At 67.4% G+C, this 16,128-nt stretch carries 16 protein-coding genes and 1 riboswitch; of the genes, 11 read left to right on the top strand and 5 right to left on the bottom strand.

Translation table 11 applies throughout. The features are described from left to right. Positions 1–58: 58 nt before the first annotated feature. Entirely contained in the window at positions 59–1,411 is a 1,353-nt protein-coding gene (locus QRN13_RS04160; protein WP_284876946.1) for a recombinase family protein, read from the top strand. 193 nt (positions 1,412–1,604) lie between these two features. On the opposite strand, the gene thiC is transcribed toward QRN13_RS04160, so the two are convergent. Next, entirely contained in the window at positions 1,605–3,434 is a 1,830-nt protein-coding gene (gene thiC, locus QRN13_RS04155; protein ID WP_502868576.1) for a phosphomethylpyrimidine synthase ThiC, read from the bottom strand. 140 nt (positions 3,435–3,574) lie between these two features. Beyond that, positions 3,575–3,684: riboswitch (TPP riboswitch) on the bottom strand. A 133-nt stretch (positions 3,685–3,817) separates the two neighbouring features. On the opposite strand from thiC, the gene QRN13_RS04150 reads away from it, so the two are divergent. Continuing rightward, positions 3,818–4,225: a BLUF domain-containing protein gene (locus QRN13_RS04150; RefSeq protein WP_091750051.1), complete on the top strand. Its 408-nt coding sequence runs from the start codon at positions 3,818–3,820 to the stop codon at positions 4,223–4,225. A 7-nt stretch (positions 4,226–4,232) separates the two neighbouring features. Here QRN13_RS04150 and QRN13_RS04145 read toward each other — a convergent pair whose 3' ends face one another. After that, complete coding sequence (locus tag QRN13_RS04145) at positions 4,233–4,610, bottom strand: hypothetical protein (RefSeq protein WP_284876944.1); 378 nt, start codon at positions 4,608–4,610, stop codon at positions 4,233–4,235. A gap of 3 nt (positions 4,611–4,613) precedes the next feature. Then, on the bottom strand, positions 4,614–5,444 hold the full coding sequence (locus tag QRN13_RS04140) for a TIGR02587 family membrane protein (protein WP_045809874.1): 831 nt from the start codon (positions 5,442–5,444) through the stop codon (positions 4,614–4,616). Positions 5,445–5,553: 109 nt separating this feature from the next. Here QRN13_RS04140 and QRN13_RS04135 point away from each other — a divergent pair, with 109 nt between their 5' ends. The 8 genes from QRN13_RS04135 to QRN13_RS04100 all read left to right on the top strand — a co-directional run bounded on the left by QRN13_RS04135 (position 5,554) and on the right by QRN13_RS04100 (position 11,964). Further along, positions 5,554–6,084, top strand: coding sequence for a hypothetical protein (locus tag QRN13_RS04135; protein ID WP_284876943.1), 531 nt, complete (start codon positions 5,554–5,556; stop codon positions 6,082–6,084). 95 nt (positions 6,085–6,179) lie between these two features. Further along, positions 6,180–7,190, top strand: a complete 1,011-nt coding sequence (cuyA, locus tag QRN13_RS04130; RefSeq protein ID WP_284876942.1) for a D-cysteate sulfo-lyase — start codon at positions 6,180–6,182, stop codon at positions 7,188–7,190. 14 nt (positions 7,191–7,204) lie between these two features. Further along, the gene (locus tag QRN13_RS04125; RefSeq protein WP_284876941.1) at positions 7,205–7,471 is read left to right on the top strand and encodes a DUF3253 domain-containing protein; all 267 of its coding nucleotides are present in this window, start codon (positions 7,205–7,207) and stop codon (positions 7,469–7,471) included. 96 nt (positions 7,472–7,567) lie between these two features. Beyond that, on the top strand, positions 7,568–8,149 hold the full coding sequence (locus tag QRN13_RS04120; RefSeq protein ID WP_284876940.1) for a hypothetical protein: 582 nt from the start codon (positions 7,568–7,570) through the stop codon (positions 8,147–8,149). Between the two features lie 48 nt (positions 8,150–8,197). Beyond that, positions 8,198–9,403: a chromate efflux transporter gene (gene chrA, locus QRN13_RS04115; protein ID WP_284876939.1), complete on the top strand. Its 1,206-nt coding sequence runs from the start codon at positions 8,198–8,200 to the stop codon at positions 9,401–9,403. Beyond that, positions 9,400–10,074 (top strand): cysteate racemase, encoded by a 675-nt coding sequence (cuyB, locus tag QRN13_RS04110; RefSeq protein WP_284876938.1) that lies wholly within the window; start codon positions 9,400–9,402, stop codon positions 10,072–10,074. The genes chrA and cuyB overlap by 4 nt, the downstream gene beginning before the upstream one ends. Before the next feature lie 49 nt (positions 10,075–10,123). Next, the gene (locus QRN13_RS04105; RefSeq protein WP_284876937.1) at positions 10,124–11,122 is read left to right on the top strand and encodes a nucleoside hydrolase; all 999 of its coding nucleotides are present in this window, start codon (positions 10,124–10,126) and stop codon (positions 11,120–11,122) included. Beyond that, complete coding sequence (locus QRN13_RS04100) at positions 11,119–11,964, top strand: ribokinase (RefSeq protein ID WP_284876936.1); 846 nt, start codon at positions 11,119–11,121, stop codon at positions 11,962–11,964. Before QRN13_RS04105 ends, QRN13_RS04100 begins: the two co-directional genes overlap by 4 nt. A gap of 28 nt (positions 11,965–11,992) precedes the next feature. On the opposite strand, the gene QRN13_RS04095 is transcribed toward QRN13_RS04100, so the two are convergent. After that, positions 11,993–12,775, bottom strand: a complete 783-nt coding sequence (locus QRN13_RS04095; protein ID WP_284876935.1) for a hypothetical protein — start codon at positions 12,773–12,775, stop codon at positions 11,993–11,995. Between the two features lie 202 nt (positions 12,776–12,977). Between QRN13_RS04095 and QRN13_RS04090 the strand changes: the two genes are divergently transcribed. Next, positions 12,978–15,461, top strand: a complete 2,484-nt coding sequence (locus QRN13_RS04090; RefSeq protein WP_284876934.1) for a S9 family peptidase — start codon at positions 12,978–12,980, stop codon at positions 15,459–15,461. A gap of 4 nt (positions 15,462–15,465) precedes the next feature. On the opposite strand, the gene QRN13_RS04085 is transcribed toward QRN13_RS04090, so the two are convergent. After that, entirely contained in the window at positions 15,466–16,071 is a 606-nt protein-coding gene (locus QRN13_RS04085) for a hypothetical protein (protein ID WP_284876933.1), read from the bottom strand. Positions 16,072–16,128 lie beyond the last annotated feature (57 nt).

Genomic DNA, 16,128 nt, shown 5'->3' with positions numbered 1-16,128 from the left:
GGGCAGTATGAGTCTGTACTTGTTCGAATGAAAGTTTCTGGAGCGAGGACGGAGTAAGATGAAGTTGGCTGCGCAATATCTCCGAATGTCTACGGACCACCAGCGCTATTCTTTAGCCAATCAGGCCGCTCTCATTTCTGACTTCGCTGCAGCGGAAGGCTACGAAATTGTGCGATCCTATGAAGATGCCGGAAAAAGCGGAGTTACGACCACCGGTCGAACAGGGTTGAAAGCTCTACTGCGGGACGTCCTCAGCGGAGCGCCGTTCTCCACGATACTTGTCGTCGATGTCAGTCGGTGGGGGCGGTATCAAGATCCCGACGAAGCGGCTCATTACGAGTTCCTCTGCCGCGATGCGGGTGTGCGAGTTCGATATTGTGCTGAACCGTTCGATGACGATGGGTCGCCAACTTCTGCTCTAGTAAAGAGTATAAAACGGGTAATGGCGGCTGAATACAGCAAGCAACTATCTGATCGAGTCAGAGCCGCTTTGCGGCGGAAGATGATGGCTGGATCGAAGGGGGGAGGTAACCCGCCGTATGGGTTTGCTCGACAAGTGCTGAATGCAGACGGGTCTTGGGGAGCCGTGCTCGCGACAGGAGAGCGGCGATCTCGCGAGGATCAGAGCGTTTGCATAGTACATGGACCGCAGAACGAGATTGATGTCCTGAGGCGAATATTTCGACTTTTTGTCAAAGATTTTCGCGGGGTGACAGAAATCGCAAACATGCTCAACGCGGCAGGTGTGCCTTATCGGCGGCCAGGTCCGTGGGATGAAGGGCGTGTGCGCGCAGTCTTGAAAAACGAAATCGCGATTGGCGTGTTCGCGTTTAACCGAACCACTTCAGTCTTCGGAGAAATCTTTCCGAATGACCGTTCGGAATGGATACGAGTTCGTATCACGGAACCGCTCGTTTCACGGTCTGTATTCGATGCGGCTCAGAGAAAGCTTACGCTACTCAAACGACGCGAGCTTTCAGACGATGACATGATTGGAAAGCTGCGTCGACTTCTGAAAAAAGATGGCCATCTATGTAGAAGTCAGATTGATGCGTCGCCTTTAGTTTCAAACGCGCAAGCCTATGTTCGTCGCTTCGGAACCCTTGACGAGGCGATGCGCCTGGCAGGTTTTGTGAGAACTCGGCGGTACGGAGTTCATCTTTGCAAGGCAGTTTACTCTGCCGACGATATCGCAAACGGTTTGCGGAGGTTGCTGAGTGAGAAAGGCTATCTCAGCGCCGATCTGATCAAAGAAGCTGAATACCTGCCCAGTGAAACGACGATATGTAAGCGTTTCGGTAGCCTGTCAGCCGCTTACGAGGTCATCGGCTATAGCTCTTCCCTTAGTGAACTTGTTGCTGCCGCTTGGGTCAGGCGCAGAGACCGTGAGAAGCAAACTCCCGAGCAGTAGGCGGTCTTCAATCGACACTTCCACGATGCCGACTGAAGACCTCGCCGCAGGGCTTTCACATGCCTGATCCGCAGCTATTTGTAGCTTATCGCAACCGTGCCGAGTGTCTAGCCTAGCGTTACATGTCCCGCCGCGTGCGTTGAAGATATCTTGAGCAGGTGACCTGGAGTCATCCTCCATGGCGTGTGTGCCCTCACACCTTCACCTCCACCACCCCGCCCCCGGCCCGGAACTTCGCGCTCATTTCCGCCATGCCGGCTTCGGCTTCCGACAGGGAGGCGCCGGCGTCGTTCTGGGCCTTGGCGGCGTCGCGGATGTCCTGGCTGATCTTCATCGAGCAGAACTTGGGGCCGCACATGGAGCAGAAGTGGGCGGTCTTGTGCGCCTCCTTGGGCAGGGTGGCGTCGTGGTATTTGCGGGCGGTTTCGGGGTCTAACCCTAAGTTGAACTGATCCTCCCAGCGGAACTCGAACCGGGCGCGTGACAGGGCGTCGTCGTGCAGGCGGGCGGCGGGGTGGCCCTTGGCCAGGTCGGCGGCGTGGGCGGCGATCTTGTAGGTGATGACGCCGTCCTTGACGTCCTGACGATCCGGCAGGCCCAGGTGCTCCTTGGGCGTGACGTAGCAGAGCATGGCCGTGCCGAACCAGCCGATCATGGCCGCGCCGATCGCGGATGTGATGTGGTCATAGCCCGGCGCGATGTCGGTGGTCAGCGGGCCAAGCGTATAGAAGGGCGCCTCGTGGCAGTGCTTCAGCTGCTCGTCCATATTCTGTTTGATCTTGTGCATCGGCACGTGGCCGGGGCCCTCGATCATGACCTGGCAGCCCTTGGCCCAGGCGATCTTGGTCAGTTCGCCAAGGGTACGCAGCTCGGCGAACTGGGCCTCGTCATTGGCGTCGGCGATGGAACCGGGGCGCAGGCCGTCGCCCAGGCTGAAGCTGACATCATAGGCGCGCATGATGTCGCAGATGTCCTCGAAATGCTCGTAGAGGAAGCTCTCCTTGTGGTGGGCCAGGCACCATTTGGCCATGATGGAGCCGCCTCTGCTGACGATGCCCGTCACCCGCTTGGCCGTCATCGGCACGAACGGCAGGCGCACGCCCGCGTGGATGGTGAAATAGTCCACGCCCTGTTCCGCCTGTTCGATCAGGGTGTCGCGGAACACCTCCCACGTCAGGTCCTCGGCTATGCCGTTCACCTTCTCCAGCGCCTGATAAATGGGCACGGTGCCGATGGGGACGGACGAGTTGCGGATGATCCAGTCGCGGATGTTGTGGATGTTGCGGCCCGTCGACAGGTCCATGACGTTGTCGGCGCCCCAGCGGGTGGCCCAGACCAGCTTGTCCACCTCGTCGTCCACGGAGGACAGGACCGCCGAGTTGCCGATGTTGGCGTTGATCTTCACCAGGAAGTTGCGGCCGATGATCATCGGCTCGACCTCGGGGTGGTTGATGTTGTGCGGGATGATGGCGCGGCCGCGCGCGATCTCTTGCCGCACGAACTCGGGCGTCACGAAGTCGGGGATGGCGGCGCCGAAATCCTCGCCGTCGCGGATGCAGGGGCTGTTCTGCTCGCGGCGCAGGTTCTCGCGGATGGCGACATATTCCATCTCGGGCGTGATGATGCCGGCTTTCGCATATTCGTACTGGGTGACCGGGCGGCCCTCGACGCCCTTGAAGACGCGGTGGTTAGAGGTGTCGAAGCGCGGGGCCAGGTGGCGGCCCGACGCATGGCCGTTGTCCTCGGGCTTGACCTCGCGCGGATTGGCGACCGGGGCGATGTCGCCGCGATCCAGCTGCCAGCTGGATTTGACGCGGGGCAGGCCGCGCTTGATGTCGATGGTCACGGTCGGGTCGGTGTAGGGGCCCGATGAGTCATAGATGGTCACCGGCGGCTCGTTGGCGGATGCGTGGACGGCGACCTCGCGGAAGGGGACGCGAATGTCGGGATAGAGTTCGCCGGCGACATAGACCTTGCGGCTGCCGGCCCGTTCGCCGGTCGGGATGGTTCCGGTCTCCTTCATCACCTGTTCGCGCGCGTCCTTGAGGGCGAGGTCGACGTTCGGCTCTTCGGGCAGGGCGGGCGGGGTGACTTGGATGTTCATGGCGGCCTCAAACGGTTTGAGGTCCGCCGACGTCGGGCGCGAGGGTCCTGTGACGTCAGGACCGATAGCGTTACTCATCCCTTCGCCGGCATGACCCGGATCAGGTTCGACGGGTCAGAGGAGAAACCTCTATCTCAGCCGCTCGATTGCGACCCCCCGGAGAACGCCTGCAAGCTAACCCGCGCCGCGGCGGATGTCGAGTTGTCCGAAACCGCACATAAGTCCTTGTAGGCGCGGCGGATTTATTGGGCTATGCGCAAAGCTTGGGCCGTATGCCGGCGTCGGCGGAGTGAAACGAGGATATGAGCCTGAACCTGGAACGCGTCCTCTACACCAGCCGCGCGCGGGGCAATGCCGACAGCCTGCTGATGCAGGTGGACATCCTGGCCACGTCGCAGCGGAACAATGCGCGCGACGACCTGACCGGCGCGCTGCTGATCCACGACGGACGGTTCCTGCAGGTGCTGGAGGGCGCAGCGCAGGATCTGGACCGGCTGATGACGCGGCTGGCGGGCGATCCGCGTCATGACGAGGTGGTGGTGATCGAGCGCAAGCCGATCCCGGCGCGCGGCTTTTCCGGCTGGGCCATGGCCAGCGTGCGCGTGACCCCGGCGCTGGAAGAGACGCTGCGGGCCACGGTGGACGGCGCCGGCGCGCCCCAGCAAACGGTCGAGCGGATGCAGGACGCGGTGCTGGCCCAGGCGGCGTGAGCACCCTCTAGGGCGCCGACCAGCCCTTGACCGAGACGGCCGCCGCGCGCGGATCGGCGTCGAAGCGGAGGTAGGCCTTGGCGTGGCCGTGGCCGGGAACATAGTCCAGGCTGGCGGTCGCGGTCTGGTCGCCTAGAACCCCTTCGATATCCACGGCGGCGGCGGTGTCGTCGCCGTCGTTCTGAACCCGGACGGTCGCGACCTGGCCTGCGGGGGTGACGTCCACGGCGACGATGCGGGCGCTGAGCGCGGGCGGGGCTGTGGGCTGGAGCGCCTCCCACACCACGATGCCGATGGCGGTCAGGGTGATGACGGCGCCGAGCAGAGCCATGCCCCATTGCAGCAGAGGGCGGGTCGACGTGGCGGGCTTCTTCTTCGTGGGCATGGGTCAGACCAACAGACGGGCGGCGGCGGCGCCAATGGCGGCGGGGAAGCCCAGGACGACCATGGTCTGGACCACGCCGGCGACGGCATGGCCGTCGGTGCGGCCGAACAGGAACAGGGTGAACAGGCTGACGGCCAGGGCGATGGCGTAGCCGGGCAGGGTGAAATGCAGGAAGGCCTTGATCGGATGATCGGCCTCTTCCTGACCGGCGAAGCCCGCCTTGAAGACGATCAGGTGGAGCAGAAGGATGGAGACGGCGATCAGGGCCAGGATGTGGGCGGGCGTCGCCTTGTAGGCGATCAGGATCATCTCTTCGGTCGGGGCGACGTTCAGGGCGAAGAAAAGGGCGCCGGCCGCCATCAGGAACAGTTCGCCGAAATAGGAGGCCTGATCTTCATCCGTGTCGCCCCCGCCATCCCCGCTGAGCTGACGCCGGGCCAGAAGCGCGCCCATGGCGCCGGGAATGGCCTGAAGCGCGACCATGCCCAAGCCCTCGCGCGGCGGCGCGTCCCATTCGACGACACCAAACAGGATCAGCAGCACCGAGGCGGTGATGAAGCCGACCGCCAGGGCCACGGCGGTGTCCAGCGCATCGTTGACCGGCCCGCGCCGCTTGGAGAAGCCGGCGTAATAGGCCAGGCCGTAAAGCAGCGGCAGGCCGGCGACGATGAAGGTCAGCAGCCGCCAGCGGTCCATGATCACGCCCTGCGCCCACATCTCCATCGTCATCAACAGCGGGATGTTGAACACCAGGGCGCCGGCGAAGGCGCGCCCCAGATCGCGGACATAGGCGCGCTCACGTTGCAGATCCAAAGGGGGCGCGGCGGCGGTCATGCGGCGGCAACGCTTGGACGCCGGCTTAGCTCCGGACCACTTGTCGAACGGCGTTCAGGCGGCGTTCATTCTCAGCCAAGCTTGGTATCAACTCTAGGGAGAGGGAGCGATGAAACAGATCAAGACGACCGCCGTGATCGCGGTTCTGGCGTGCGCGGGCTTGACGGCCTGCGCCTCGGTGGATGTCGGCGGCGCGCCGATGGCCCTGTCGCCCTCCATGGCCGAGCAGGCGCGGATCGGCAGCGTCACGACGACGACCGGCTGGCTGGACGCCGAGGACGACTTCGCCGACACCTTCAACGACGAGGTGCTGAACGAAATGGGGCTGTGCGCCGGCGGCCGGCATCGGCTGAACCTGAGCATCCATGTCGAGGCGCTGAGCCGGGCGCCGCGCCTGGCCATTCTGGCCGGCGATCGCGCCGAACACCGGATGCGGGCGACCGCCGAACTGCGCGATCCGGCGCAGGGTGGTCAGGTGGTCGGGCGTTATCCGCTGGTCGTGACGGTGGATGCGGGCGCCGGGGTGCTGGACGCCTTGATGGACCGGCAGGCGGTCACGTCCCACGCCTTCGCCCAGGCCCTGTGCGACGCCGCCTTCGTCGCGCCGACGCGTGTGGCCGAGGCCGGCGCGCCGGGCTGAGGTCGAGGGCGGAGCGGAGGGGCCGCCAGGTTGGGTGTGGCGCTTTTGAATGTCACGGGCGCGGGCTATCAAGACGGCGAACAGGAAACCGTCCCATGCATCTCGCACGTTTCGCCCGCATCCGCCTGGCCCATCTGCCGACGCCGCTGGAGCCGCTGCCCCGCCTGTCGGAGGAGTTGGGCCTGGATCTGTGGATCAAGCGCGACGACTGCACCGGGCTGGCCGGTGGCGGCAACAAGACGCGCAAGCTGGAGTTCCTGCTGGGCGCGGCGTTCGAACAGGACGCCGACACCCTGGTGACGCAAGGGGCGGTGCAGTCCAACCATGTGCGGCAGACGGCGGCGGCGGCGGCGGCCCACGGCCTGGCCTGCGAAATCATTCTGGAAGAGCGGACGGGGTCCAAGGCGGCGGACTATGTCGGCAACGGCAATGTGCTGCTGGATCGGCTGTTCGGGGCGACCCTGCGCACCGTGCCGGGCGGGACGGACATGGTCGCCGAGCTGGAGAAGACGGCGGCCGAGGTGCGGGCGCGGGGCGGCAAGCCCTATGTCATTCCCGGCGGCGGATCGAACCCGGTCGGAGCGCTGGGCTATGTCGATTGCGCGCGCGAGATCGTGGTCCAGGCCGATGAGATGGATCTGGAGGTTCACCGGATCGTGACGGCGACGGGCAGCGCGGGCACCCACGCGGGCCTGGTCGCCGGACTGGCGGTCATGGGGGCGGACATTCCCGTGCTGGGCATCGGTGTGCGGGCGCCCAAGGACAAGCAGGAGGCGAACGTCTTCAAACTGGCCGAGGAAACGGCCGCCCTGCTGGGCCAGCCGGGCCGGGTGACGCGCGAGCAGGTGGTCGCCGACTGCGACTATGTGGGCGAGGGCTATGGCCTGATCGACCAGGGGGTGATCGACGCCCTGACCCTGGCCGCGCGTCTGGACGGGATCGTGCTGGACCCGGTCTATTCCGGCAAGGCGATGAAGGGGCTGGTCGCCCTGGCGCGCGCCGGCCGGTTCACTTCTGGTTCTGGGGGCGAGACGGTGGTGTTCCTGCACACCGGCGGGGCGCAGGGGCTGTTCGGCTATCAGACCGAGATCGAAGGGGTGCTGTAGGCGCGCCGTCCGTCATGGATCCGCGCGAGGCGACGCTGGCGCTGCTGGCCGCCCGGGCCGAGGACGCCACCGTCTGCCCCAGCGAGGTCGCGCGGGTGGTCGCGGGCGAGGGCGGCGCGTGGCGCGAGGCGATGCCTGACGTTCATGCTGCGGTGGACGCCCTGGTGAACGAGGGCGCGGTGCGACTGAGCTGGAAGGGGCGGCCGCTGGTGATGCGTGCGGGGCCCTATCGGATCGCGCGGGCTCGAGGCGGTGAAGACGGGGGCGGCGACGTTGGATGATCGCGTCTATGCCGCGCTGCTTGTGCTGGTTTAGGCTGACGCCAGTTTCATAGCCGGGCTGCGGATCGGAAGGCGACATTGACGAAGGTGAGCATCTTGAAAGTTCTTGTCCCCCTGCTTGTCGCCGCGGGCCTTTTGGGTTGCGGGTCAGAATCCGCCACTTCCGCCGAAAATAAGCGTGAAGACAGCGCTGGCCAGGGTATCCAGCCGGTTGCCTCGAACACCCTGGGCCAATGCTCGACATTTATTGGCGCCTCGCTATCCGACGCCGATCGTGCGGCGCTTTGGGACGGTCGTGGCGACGCTCAGCCTCTGTGTCTGTTCGTGGCTTCGGTGGCTTGGGCGGATCATGATCGACAGAAGGCGTCTGACCTCTACGCACTGGCGATGGTCCGTTATCGATACGACGCCGTGAGATGCGCGGCGCCTGTCCCAGACGCACTCGTGTCATCGATGGTCGGCGCCCGCATGGCCACCGAAAGTCGGCTTGCCGACCTTGGCATTTTTGTCGGGCCTCAAGAGATCGGCGCCGCAGCGCAGCGATCGGAAAGCTACGTCTATCCCGTGGGCCACCTTCAACAGCAATGTGAGGGCAAGCTGAGGCCCGAAAGCGAGTGGGCCGGCTTGAGGGTGGAGATGCAGGACGCGGTCGCAAGAGCCATGGCCAGCCCTCAGTAAGGGCTGGCCTGACTTGCAAACCCTTTTCGCGAGATCAGGACTGATCGGATGATTGCGCCGCAGTCCGAACCTGTCCCGCCGGCGCTGTCTTTGACGGCGGTGTTTCTGCGGTTCCTGCGGTTCGGGCTGCTGGCGTTTGGCGGGCCGGTGGCGCAGATCGCGATGATCCGGCGCGAGCTGGTCGATCAGGACGGGTGGATGTCCAGCGCGCGGTTCAACCGGCTGCTGGCGGTGTTGCAGGTCCTGCCGGGGCCGGAGGCGCACGAGCTGTGTGTGCATATGGGCATGCGGGCGCGGGGGCGGATCGGCGGCCTGCTGGCGGGCCTGGGGTTCATGCTGCCCGGGCTGATGCTGATGCTGGGGATCGGCTGGGCCTATGTGGCGCTGTCGCCGGTCGTGGGCCTGCTGGCCGGGGCGTTCCTGGGGGTTCAGGCGGCGGTGGTCGCCGTGATCGTGCGCGCCGTCTGCAAGATCGGATCGCATATCCTGGAGGATCGCTGGCTGTGGGCCGTCGCCGTCGTCGGCTTTGCGGCGACCCTGGCCGGGGCGGCGTTCTGGATCGTGCTGGCGGCGGGCGGGGCGGCCTATGTGCTGGTCCGGGCCGGGCGGATCGGCCTGGCCGTCGGGGTCGTCGCGCTGGCGGGCGTCGCAGCCTTGGCGATGCATGGGCTGGGAAACGGCGGGCCGGTCTTGGGACAGGCGTCGGGGCAGGGGGGCGACGTGGGCGCAGCCGCGATGTTCTGGACGGGGCTGAAGGCGGGGCTGCTGACGTTCGGCGGCGCCTATACCGCCATTCCCTATGTGCGCGCCGATACGGTGGGGCGCGGGCTGATCGACGATGGGGCGTTTCTGGACGGGATCGCCTTTGCGGGGGTGATCCCGGCGCCGCTGGTGATCTTTTGCACCTTCGTCGGCTTCGTGGTCGCGGGCTGGGGCGGGGCGCTGGCGATGACGGCCGGGGTGTTCGCGCCCGCCTTCGCCTTTTCGATGATCTTCTATGAGCGGCTGGAGGCGGTGGTCGAGGACCGGCGGCTGCACGATCTTCTGGCCGGGGTCGCCGCCGCCGTCGTGGGGATCATCGCCGCGACCAGTGTGGAGCTGGGCTGGGCGACCTTGCAGCGGGCGCCGTCGATGGCGGCGGCTGCGGCGATCTTTGCGGTCGCCCTGGCGGTGGCGTGGGCCTGGAAGAGCCGCTACGCCGTGCCGGCAGTTCTGACCGCCGCCGCGGTCGTGGGATGGGGCGTGATGCGATGAGCAAGATCCTGGGCGTGATCGGCGGCATGGGACCGGCCGCGACGGTGGCGTTTCTGGCGCGGGTGCAGGCGCTGACGCCGGCGGACGGGGACGCCGATCACATCCGTGTGGTGATGGACCTGAACCCCCAGGTTCCCGATCGCAACACGCGTCCGGGCGAGGCCGAGGTGGTGCTGGGACAGATGGCCGAGGGGCTGGCGGCGGCGGGAGCCGAGGTGATCGCCATGCCCTGCAACACCGCCCACGCCCAGGCGGGCGGGATACGTGCGGCGTGCGAGGCGAAGGGCCTGCGCTTCATCGACATGATCGCGGCGACGGCGGATGCGGCGGCGTCTGGATTTGCGCGGATCGGGGTGCTGGCGACGGCGGGGGGCGAGCGGCTTTACACGCAGGCGCTGGCGGCGCGCGGGGTCGACACTGTGCTGCTGGAGGGCGCCGACCGCGAGGCCTTCATGGGTCTGGTCTATGGGGTGAAGCGCGGCGATGTCGGCGAGGCGGCGCGGGCAGGGATGTTGCGGCTGGCCCAGGCCCTGGCGGATGCGGGCGCGCATGGGCTGATCGCCGGCTGCACCGAGGTGCCGCTGCTGCTGAAGGCCGAGGATGCGCCGATCCCGCTGACGGATTCGGCCGAGGTGCTGGCCCAGGCCTGCGTGCAGGCGTGTCGGGTGTGAGGCGCGGTTGCGGCTTGCTCCGCGCGGCGGGCCTGCCTAGTCATGGGTGGTGTCTATTCAGTCCCTGATCATCGATTGCGACCCCGGCGTGGACGACGCCGTGGCGCTGTTTCTGGCCTTCGCCGCGCCCGAGCTGGAGTTGCTGGCCGTCACCACGGTCGGGGGCAATGTTCCCGGCGCCAAGACCCAGCGCAATGCGCGCATCATCCGCCAGATCGCCGGGCGCGAGGACGTGCCGGTTTTCGGCGGGGCGGAGCGGCCGCTGAAACGTCCGCCGGCGGGGGCGGGCGAGTTTCACGGCGTCGAGGGTCTGGGCGATCTGGAGCCGTTCGAACCGACGGGGATCGTCGGCGACGGGCCGGCCGCCAACGCCATCGTCGATCTGGTGATGAGCCGGCCCGAAGGCTCGGTCGCCATCGCCGTCCTGGGGCCGATGACCAATCTGGCGCTGGCGATGCGGCGTGAGCGGCGGCTGGCCGAACGGCTGGGGCCGGTGGCGGTCATGGGCGGGGCGCGGTCGGAAGGCGGCAATGTCACCGCATCCGCCGAATTCAACATCTGGGCCGATCCGGATGCGGCGGCGGTGGTGTTCGGATCGGGGTGTCAGGTCGTCGCCTTCGGCCTGGACGCGACCCATCAGGTGCGCGCGACCGAGGCCCGGATCGTGGCGATAGAGTCCATCGACAGCGAGGCCGCGCGGGCGGCGGCGTCAACGCTGCGGTTCTCGCAGCGGGTGGAGCGCGAGATCGTGGGGTGGGATGCTGCCCCGTTGCATGACCCGTGTCCCATCGCCTGGCTGATCAAGCCCGACCTGTTCGAGACGAAGCCCTGCCGGATCGAGGTGGAGACGGGTTCGGATCTGACGCGCGGGCATACGGCGGTCGAGTTCCGGATCGATCCGGCGACGGCGCGGCATCGCTGGGCGGTCGCGGCGGACGCGCAAGGGGTGTTCGATCTGATCGTCGCCAAGCTGAAGGCTCAAGCTCTGAAGGCTCAAGCTCTGAAGGCCCAAGCTCTGAAGGCTCAGGCGCTGGAGGCCGGCGCATGAGGATCACCGTCGTCGGCTCGATCAACCTGGATCTGGTGGCCACCGCGCCGCAACTGCCGGCGCCGGGCGAGACGGTGACCGGGGCGACCCTGGCGCGCCATCCCGGAGGCAAGGGCGCCAACCAGGCTCTGGCGGCCGAGAAGCTGGGGGCCGAGGTCTGTCTGATCGGGCGGGTCGGAAACGACGCCATGGCCGGCGAGGCCCTGGCCCTGATGGAGGATCTGGGCGTCGATCTGGCCGGGGTGGAGGTCGATGTGGCGGCGCCGACGGGCGTCGCCTTGATCGCCGTCGATCCGACCGGCGAGAACCAGATCGTGGTCGCGGCCGGCGCCAACCACATGGTCACCCCCGAACAGCTGCCCCAGCGGATCGAGGGCGCGCTGATCGTGCAGCTGGAGCTGCCGATCGAGACGGTCGAGGCGGCGGTAGGCCGGGCGACGGGCTTCGTCTGCGCCAATCTGGCGCCCGCCGCGCCGGTGTCGGAACTGCTGCTGCGCCGCGCCGACCTGATCGTCGTCAACGAGACCGAGGCGGCCTTCTATGGCGACGGCCTGCACCGGGGCGGGGGACGGGTCGTCGTCACCAAGGGCGCCCGGGGCGCGGCCATGTATCAGCGCGGCGTCGAAATGGCCTGGGCGACCCCGCCGGCCGTCGAGGCGGTCGATGCGACGGGCGCGGGCGACGCCTTCGTCGCCGCCATCACGGTGGCTTTGCTGGAAGGCATGGACCCGGCCGAGGCGCTGCGCTTCGCCTGCGCCGCCGGAGCCTTCGCCGCGACCCGCCCGGGCGCGCAGCCCTCAGCGCCGGAGCGCGATCAGGTCGAGGCGCTGCTGGCGGGGTAGGGACGCGGTCTGAGCCTCTGCGTCGTGCTCAGACCCCTGGCGGCGGACCGGGGGGCGTGGGGAAGGCGAGCGGCGCGACGGTCGCGCCGGGAAAACCGGCCGTGACGGTCTGGTAAAGCTGAAGGCCGAGCGGCGACCAGGTGAGGGCCTCGATCACTGCGATCATGGCGATCTGAACGCCCAGACCCCAGAACCAGGCGGGGTGGATCCGGCGGGTCTTCGCCAGATCGATGATCATGCCGATGACTGGAAACGCCAGGGTGACGAGCGTGGTCGCCTCCCAGGCCCAGGGGATCAGCAAGGGCATGGGCAAAAGCCGACCGACGGCCGGCCCCAGCAGGATCGCCATGGCGGAATAGTGCAGGCGGCGGTGCCAGTCCGTTGACCGACGAAGCCACACCGCCGCGACGGTGAGGCCGACGAAGGTCGCGAGCGAGAGGGGGTCGAAGACCAGAAACTGCAAGGGCCGGAAGAAGAAGGGCACGTCGCCCCGACGAACCATGGCCTCGGTGACCAGCCAGCCCAGGATGAGCATGGGCGCCAGCCATGCGGCCGCCAGCCAGCCCAGCGGCCGGTGCCAACGCAGCTGGCCCGTGGCGATCAAGAGGTTCTGAACCAGGAAGATGACGACCCAGCCCATGAAGACTACGGCGTGGGCGTGCACCAGCAACGGAGCCTCGAAGCTGGAGCGGCCCATGGCCAGCTGAAGCGAAAAGCCCGCCACGACGACAAGCGCCATGACGACGGCCAGCCCCGGAAAGACGCGGTCCGGCGTGCGGTCGGCCCCGCCCATCCTGTTCGCAGTCGCCATGACACACCCCCCGATGTTTCCGGCGAAACTTAACGCCGAAGCCCGACTGCGGCAATCTGGAATATCAGCGATATGTCGAGGATCGACTGGGCCAGGCGCAGGCGTCGCCGCGCCAATGTGACACTGTAACGCCGAAACGGGTTGTCGGCGGTGGAAAGGCGGGGTTAGGTCTCGAGTTCGGGATTTGTGGGGACTTCAGACGATGATGATGCGTGGACGTGGGGTTGGGCTGGTTCTGGCGGCGGTGCTGCTGAGCGGCGTGGCGGGTGGGGCGTTAGCCCAGAACGCGGGGGCCCAGAACGCGGCGCCGGCTGCGGGGCCGATGGTCTATCAGCAGCCGCCGGCGCCGATCGCGGACATCCTGGACGCCAAGCCGACGCCTTCGTCGATGCTGAGCCCGGATCGGCGGACGCTGGTGTTGATGGACCGGTCTAACCTGCCCAGCATCAAGGCCCTGGCCGAGCCGATGCTGCGGTTGGCGGGGACGCGGATCAATCCCAGGAACAACGGCGCGGCCGAAAGCCGGGTGGCGTGGCTGACGGGTCTGAGCCTGCAGGCGGTGGATGGCGGGCAACCTCGCGTCGTGGCCCTGCCCGACGGCGCGCGGTTCACGGCGCCGCGGTTCTCGCCGGACGCCAAGTCGTTGGCCTTCGTGCTGGACCGGCCGACGGGGCTGGAGCTGTGGGTGGTGGACGTGGCCTCGGCGCGGGCGCGCAAGCTGACCGATCCGGTGCTCAATATGACGGGCGGGACGGGTTATGAGTGGCTGCCCGACAGTTCGGGCCTGCTGGTCGAGGCGGTGCCGGCGGGGCGCGGTCCGGCGCCGGACGTGACGGCCGCACCCACGGGGCCGAACATCGAGGAGACGGCCGGGCGGGTCGCGCCGGTGCGGACCTATCAGGACCTGTTGTCGAACCCCGGCGACGAGGCCCTTTTCGACCATTATTTCACCAGCCAGCTGACGCTGGTTCCACTGAACGGCCGTGCACGGACGATCGGGGCGCCGGCGGTCTATCTGGACGCGTCGGTGTCGCCGGACGGCCAATACATCCTGCATGAGATCGCCAAGCGGCCCTATTCCTATGCGGTGCCCGACGACCTGTTCCCGACCGAGATCGTGGCGACGGATCTTAACGGTCGCGTGGTGCGGACCATCGCCGATCTGCCGCTGCGGGACGATGTGCCGACCGCCTTCGACGCCGTGGCGCCGGGGCCGCGCGCGGTCGAGTGGCGGGCCGATGCGCCGGCGACCCTGACCTGGGTGGAGGCGCTGGACGGCGGTGACATCCGCCGCGAGGCCGAGTTCCGGGACCGGGTCTTCATGCAGGCCGCGCCCTTCACCAGCGAGCCCGTCAAGCTGATCGACCTGAAGGAACGGTTTGGCGGCGTCGTCTGGGGCAAGGACGACCTGGCCATCGTCAACAGCCGCTGGTTCAACACCCGGCACGAGACGCGGTTCGTGGTCGATCCGTCCAATCCGGGCGAGGGCCGGGTGCTGCTGGAGCGGAACTATCAGGCGCGCTACGACAATCCGGGCCAGCCCGTGACCCAGCCGAATGCGCAGGGCCGTTCGGTGATCCGCTTCGATCCGCAAGGGCGCATCCTGATGTCAGGCGCCGGCGCCACGCCGCAGGGCGAGTTCCCGTTCCTTGCCGCCATGGACCCGGCGACGGGACGCAGCGAACGGCTGTGGACCTCGGCCAATACGGATTACGAGGCCGTGGTCGGCTTCCTGGATGCGGACGGCAAGCGGGTGGTGACGCAGCGCGAGACGCGGCTGGATCCGCCCAATCTGCAGATCCGCGATCTGACGACGGGCCAGACGACGCGGCTGACCAACTTCCCCGATCCGGCGCCGCAGCTGGCCGAGGCGACGCGGCAACTGGTGACTTATGAGCGGGCCGACGGGGTCAAGCTGTCGGGGACGTTGTATCTGCCGGCTGGTTACGACAAGGACCGCGACGGGCCGCTGCCGATGCTGATGTGGGCCTATCCGGCCGAGTTCACCGATGCGGCGGTGGCGGGCCAGACGGTGGACGTACAGAACAGGTTCGTACGGCCCGGCGGGTCCAGCCATCTGTTCCTGCTGACCCAGGGCTATGCGATCTTCGACAACCCCTCCATGCCCATCATCGGCAAGGACGGGGCCGAGCCGAACGACACCTATGTCGAGCAGTTGGTCGCCGACGCGAAGGCCGCGGTCGATGCGGTGGTCAGCATGGGCGTGGCGGACCGCGACCGGATCGCCGTCGGGGGGCACAGCTACGGCGCCTTCATGACGGCGAACCTGCTGGCGCACAGCGATCTGTTCCGCACCGGGATCGCACGGTCGGGGGCCTATAACCGCACCCTGACGCCGTTCGGCTTCCAGTCCGAGCAGCGCAACTACTGGGAGGCGACCGAGGTCTATACCGAGATGTCGCCCTTCACCTATGCGAACAAGCTGAACGAGCCGATCCTGCTGATCCACGGCGAGGCGGACGACAACTCGGGCACCTTCCCGGTGCAGTCCGAGCGCTTCTATGCGGCGCTGAAGGGGCTGGGGGCGACGGCGCGTTACGTCACCCTGCCGCTGGAGGCGCATGGATACCGCGCGCGGGAATCGGTGGGCCACACCCTGTGGGAGATGACCCGCTGGCTGGACCAGTATGTGAAGAACGCCCCGCCGAAGCCGGCCGCGAACTGAGCGATCAGGGCTTGGACGCCGCGGCCTCCGCCGCGGCGTTGACGGCCGCGAGACGCGCGTCCTGCTCCGACTGGGGCGGGACGCCGAAGACGGCGCGCAGGCTGTCGGGGATCAGGGCGCGGTCGTAGGGTTCGAGGGTGGCGGGGGCGTCGCGGGTCTTGCGGGTCTGGGTGCCGTAGATCTGCGGCTTTTCGGTCATCTGCAGATAGCGATCCAGCGTCGCGGCGGCGATCCAGGCGCCTTCGGGCGAGCCCTTGGCGACGGCGGCGACGGCCAGGCTATGGGCCAGCAGATAATCCTCGGGCGTGGAGCCGTGCTGGAAGACGAAGGCGGCGGCACGGTAGTCCTCGCCGGTGCTAAGCGCGCCGGCGTCCAGCAGAGCGCGGGTCTGGACGCGGCGTTCGGCGTCGGCGGCGAGCATTTCCGTGACGCGGGCGCGGTCTTTGAAAAAGTCCGGCGTCAGGTTCTGCCTTACGGCCTGGTCGGCGGCGAAGATGGCGGCCATCTCGGCGTTGTTTTGAGGCGGAGTCTCTTGAGCCCAGGCCGGAACGGCGAAGGCGAGGACGACGGCCGACATCGCGGCGGCGCAGGACAGGCGAGACGGGCGCATGGAAGATCTCCGCTGAAGCTTGAGCGGACATTGGTCTGCGGATTTGCGGCCGAAACC

Source organism: Brevundimonas sp. MEB006b (genome assembly GCF_030209705.1).
Classification (GTDB): Bacteria; Pseudomonadota; Alphaproteobacteria; order Caulobacterales; family Caulobacteraceae; genus Brevundimonas.
This window is presented reverse-complemented; position numbering and strand designations above follow the sequence as displayed.

Excerpts from the sequence above, each read along its gene's own strand:
- QRN13_RS04100 (WP_284876936.1), top strand. The coding sequence starts at position 11,119 with ATGAGGATCACCGTCGTCGGCTCGATCAACCTGGATCTGGTGGCCACC.
- QRN13_RS04095 (WP_284876935.1), bottom strand. The coding sequence starts at position 12,775 with ATGGCGACTGCGAACAGGATGGGCGGGGCCGACCGCACGCCGGACCGC.
- cuyA (WP_284876942.1), top strand. The coding sequence starts at position 6,180 with ATGCATCTCGCACGTTTCGCCCGCATCCGCCTGGCCCATCTGCCGACG.
- QRN13_RS04085 (WP_284876933.1), bottom strand. The coding sequence starts at position 16,071 with ATGCGCCCGTCTCGCCTGTCCTGCGCCGCCGCGATGTCGGCCGTCGTC.
- QRN13_RS04140 (WP_045809874.1), bottom strand. The coding sequence starts at position 5,444 with ATGACCGCCGCCGCGCCCCCTTTGGATCTGCAACGTGAGCGCGCCTAT.
- QRN13_RS04135 (WP_284876943.1), top strand. The coding sequence starts at position 5,554 with ATGAAACAGATCAAGACGACCGCCGTGATCGCGGTTCTGGCGTGCGCG.
- cuyB (WP_284876938.1), top strand. The coding sequence starts at position 9,400 with ATGAGCAAGATCCTGGGCGTGATCGGCGGCATGGGACCGGCCGCGACG.
- thiC (WP_502868576.1), bottom strand. The coding sequence starts at position 3,434 with ATGAAGGAGACCGGAACCATCCCGACCGGCGAACGGGCCGGCAGCCGC.
- QRN13_RS04145 (WP_284876944.1), bottom strand. The coding sequence starts at position 4,610 with ATGCCCACGAAGAAGAAGCCCGCCACGTCGACCCGCCCTCTGCTGCAA.
- QRN13_RS04090 (WP_284876934.1), top strand. The coding sequence starts at position 12,978 with ATGATGATGCGTGGACGTGGGGTTGGGCTGGTTCTGGCGGCGGTGCTG.
- QRN13_RS04150 (WP_091750051.1), top strand. The coding sequence starts at position 3,818 with ATGAGCCTGAACCTGGAACGCGTCCTCTACACCAGCCGCGCGCGGGGC.
- QRN13_RS04125 (WP_284876941.1), top strand. The coding sequence starts at position 7,205 with ATGGATCCGCGCGAGGCGACGCTGGCGCTGCTGGCCGCCCGGGCCGAG.
- QRN13_RS04160 (WP_284876946.1), top strand. The coding sequence starts at position 59 with ATGAAGTTGGCTGCGCAATATCTCCGAATGTCTACGGACCACCAGCGC.
- chrA (WP_284876939.1), top strand. The coding sequence starts at position 8,198 with ATGATTGCGCCGCAGTCCGAACCTGTCCCGCCGGCGCTGTCTTTGACG.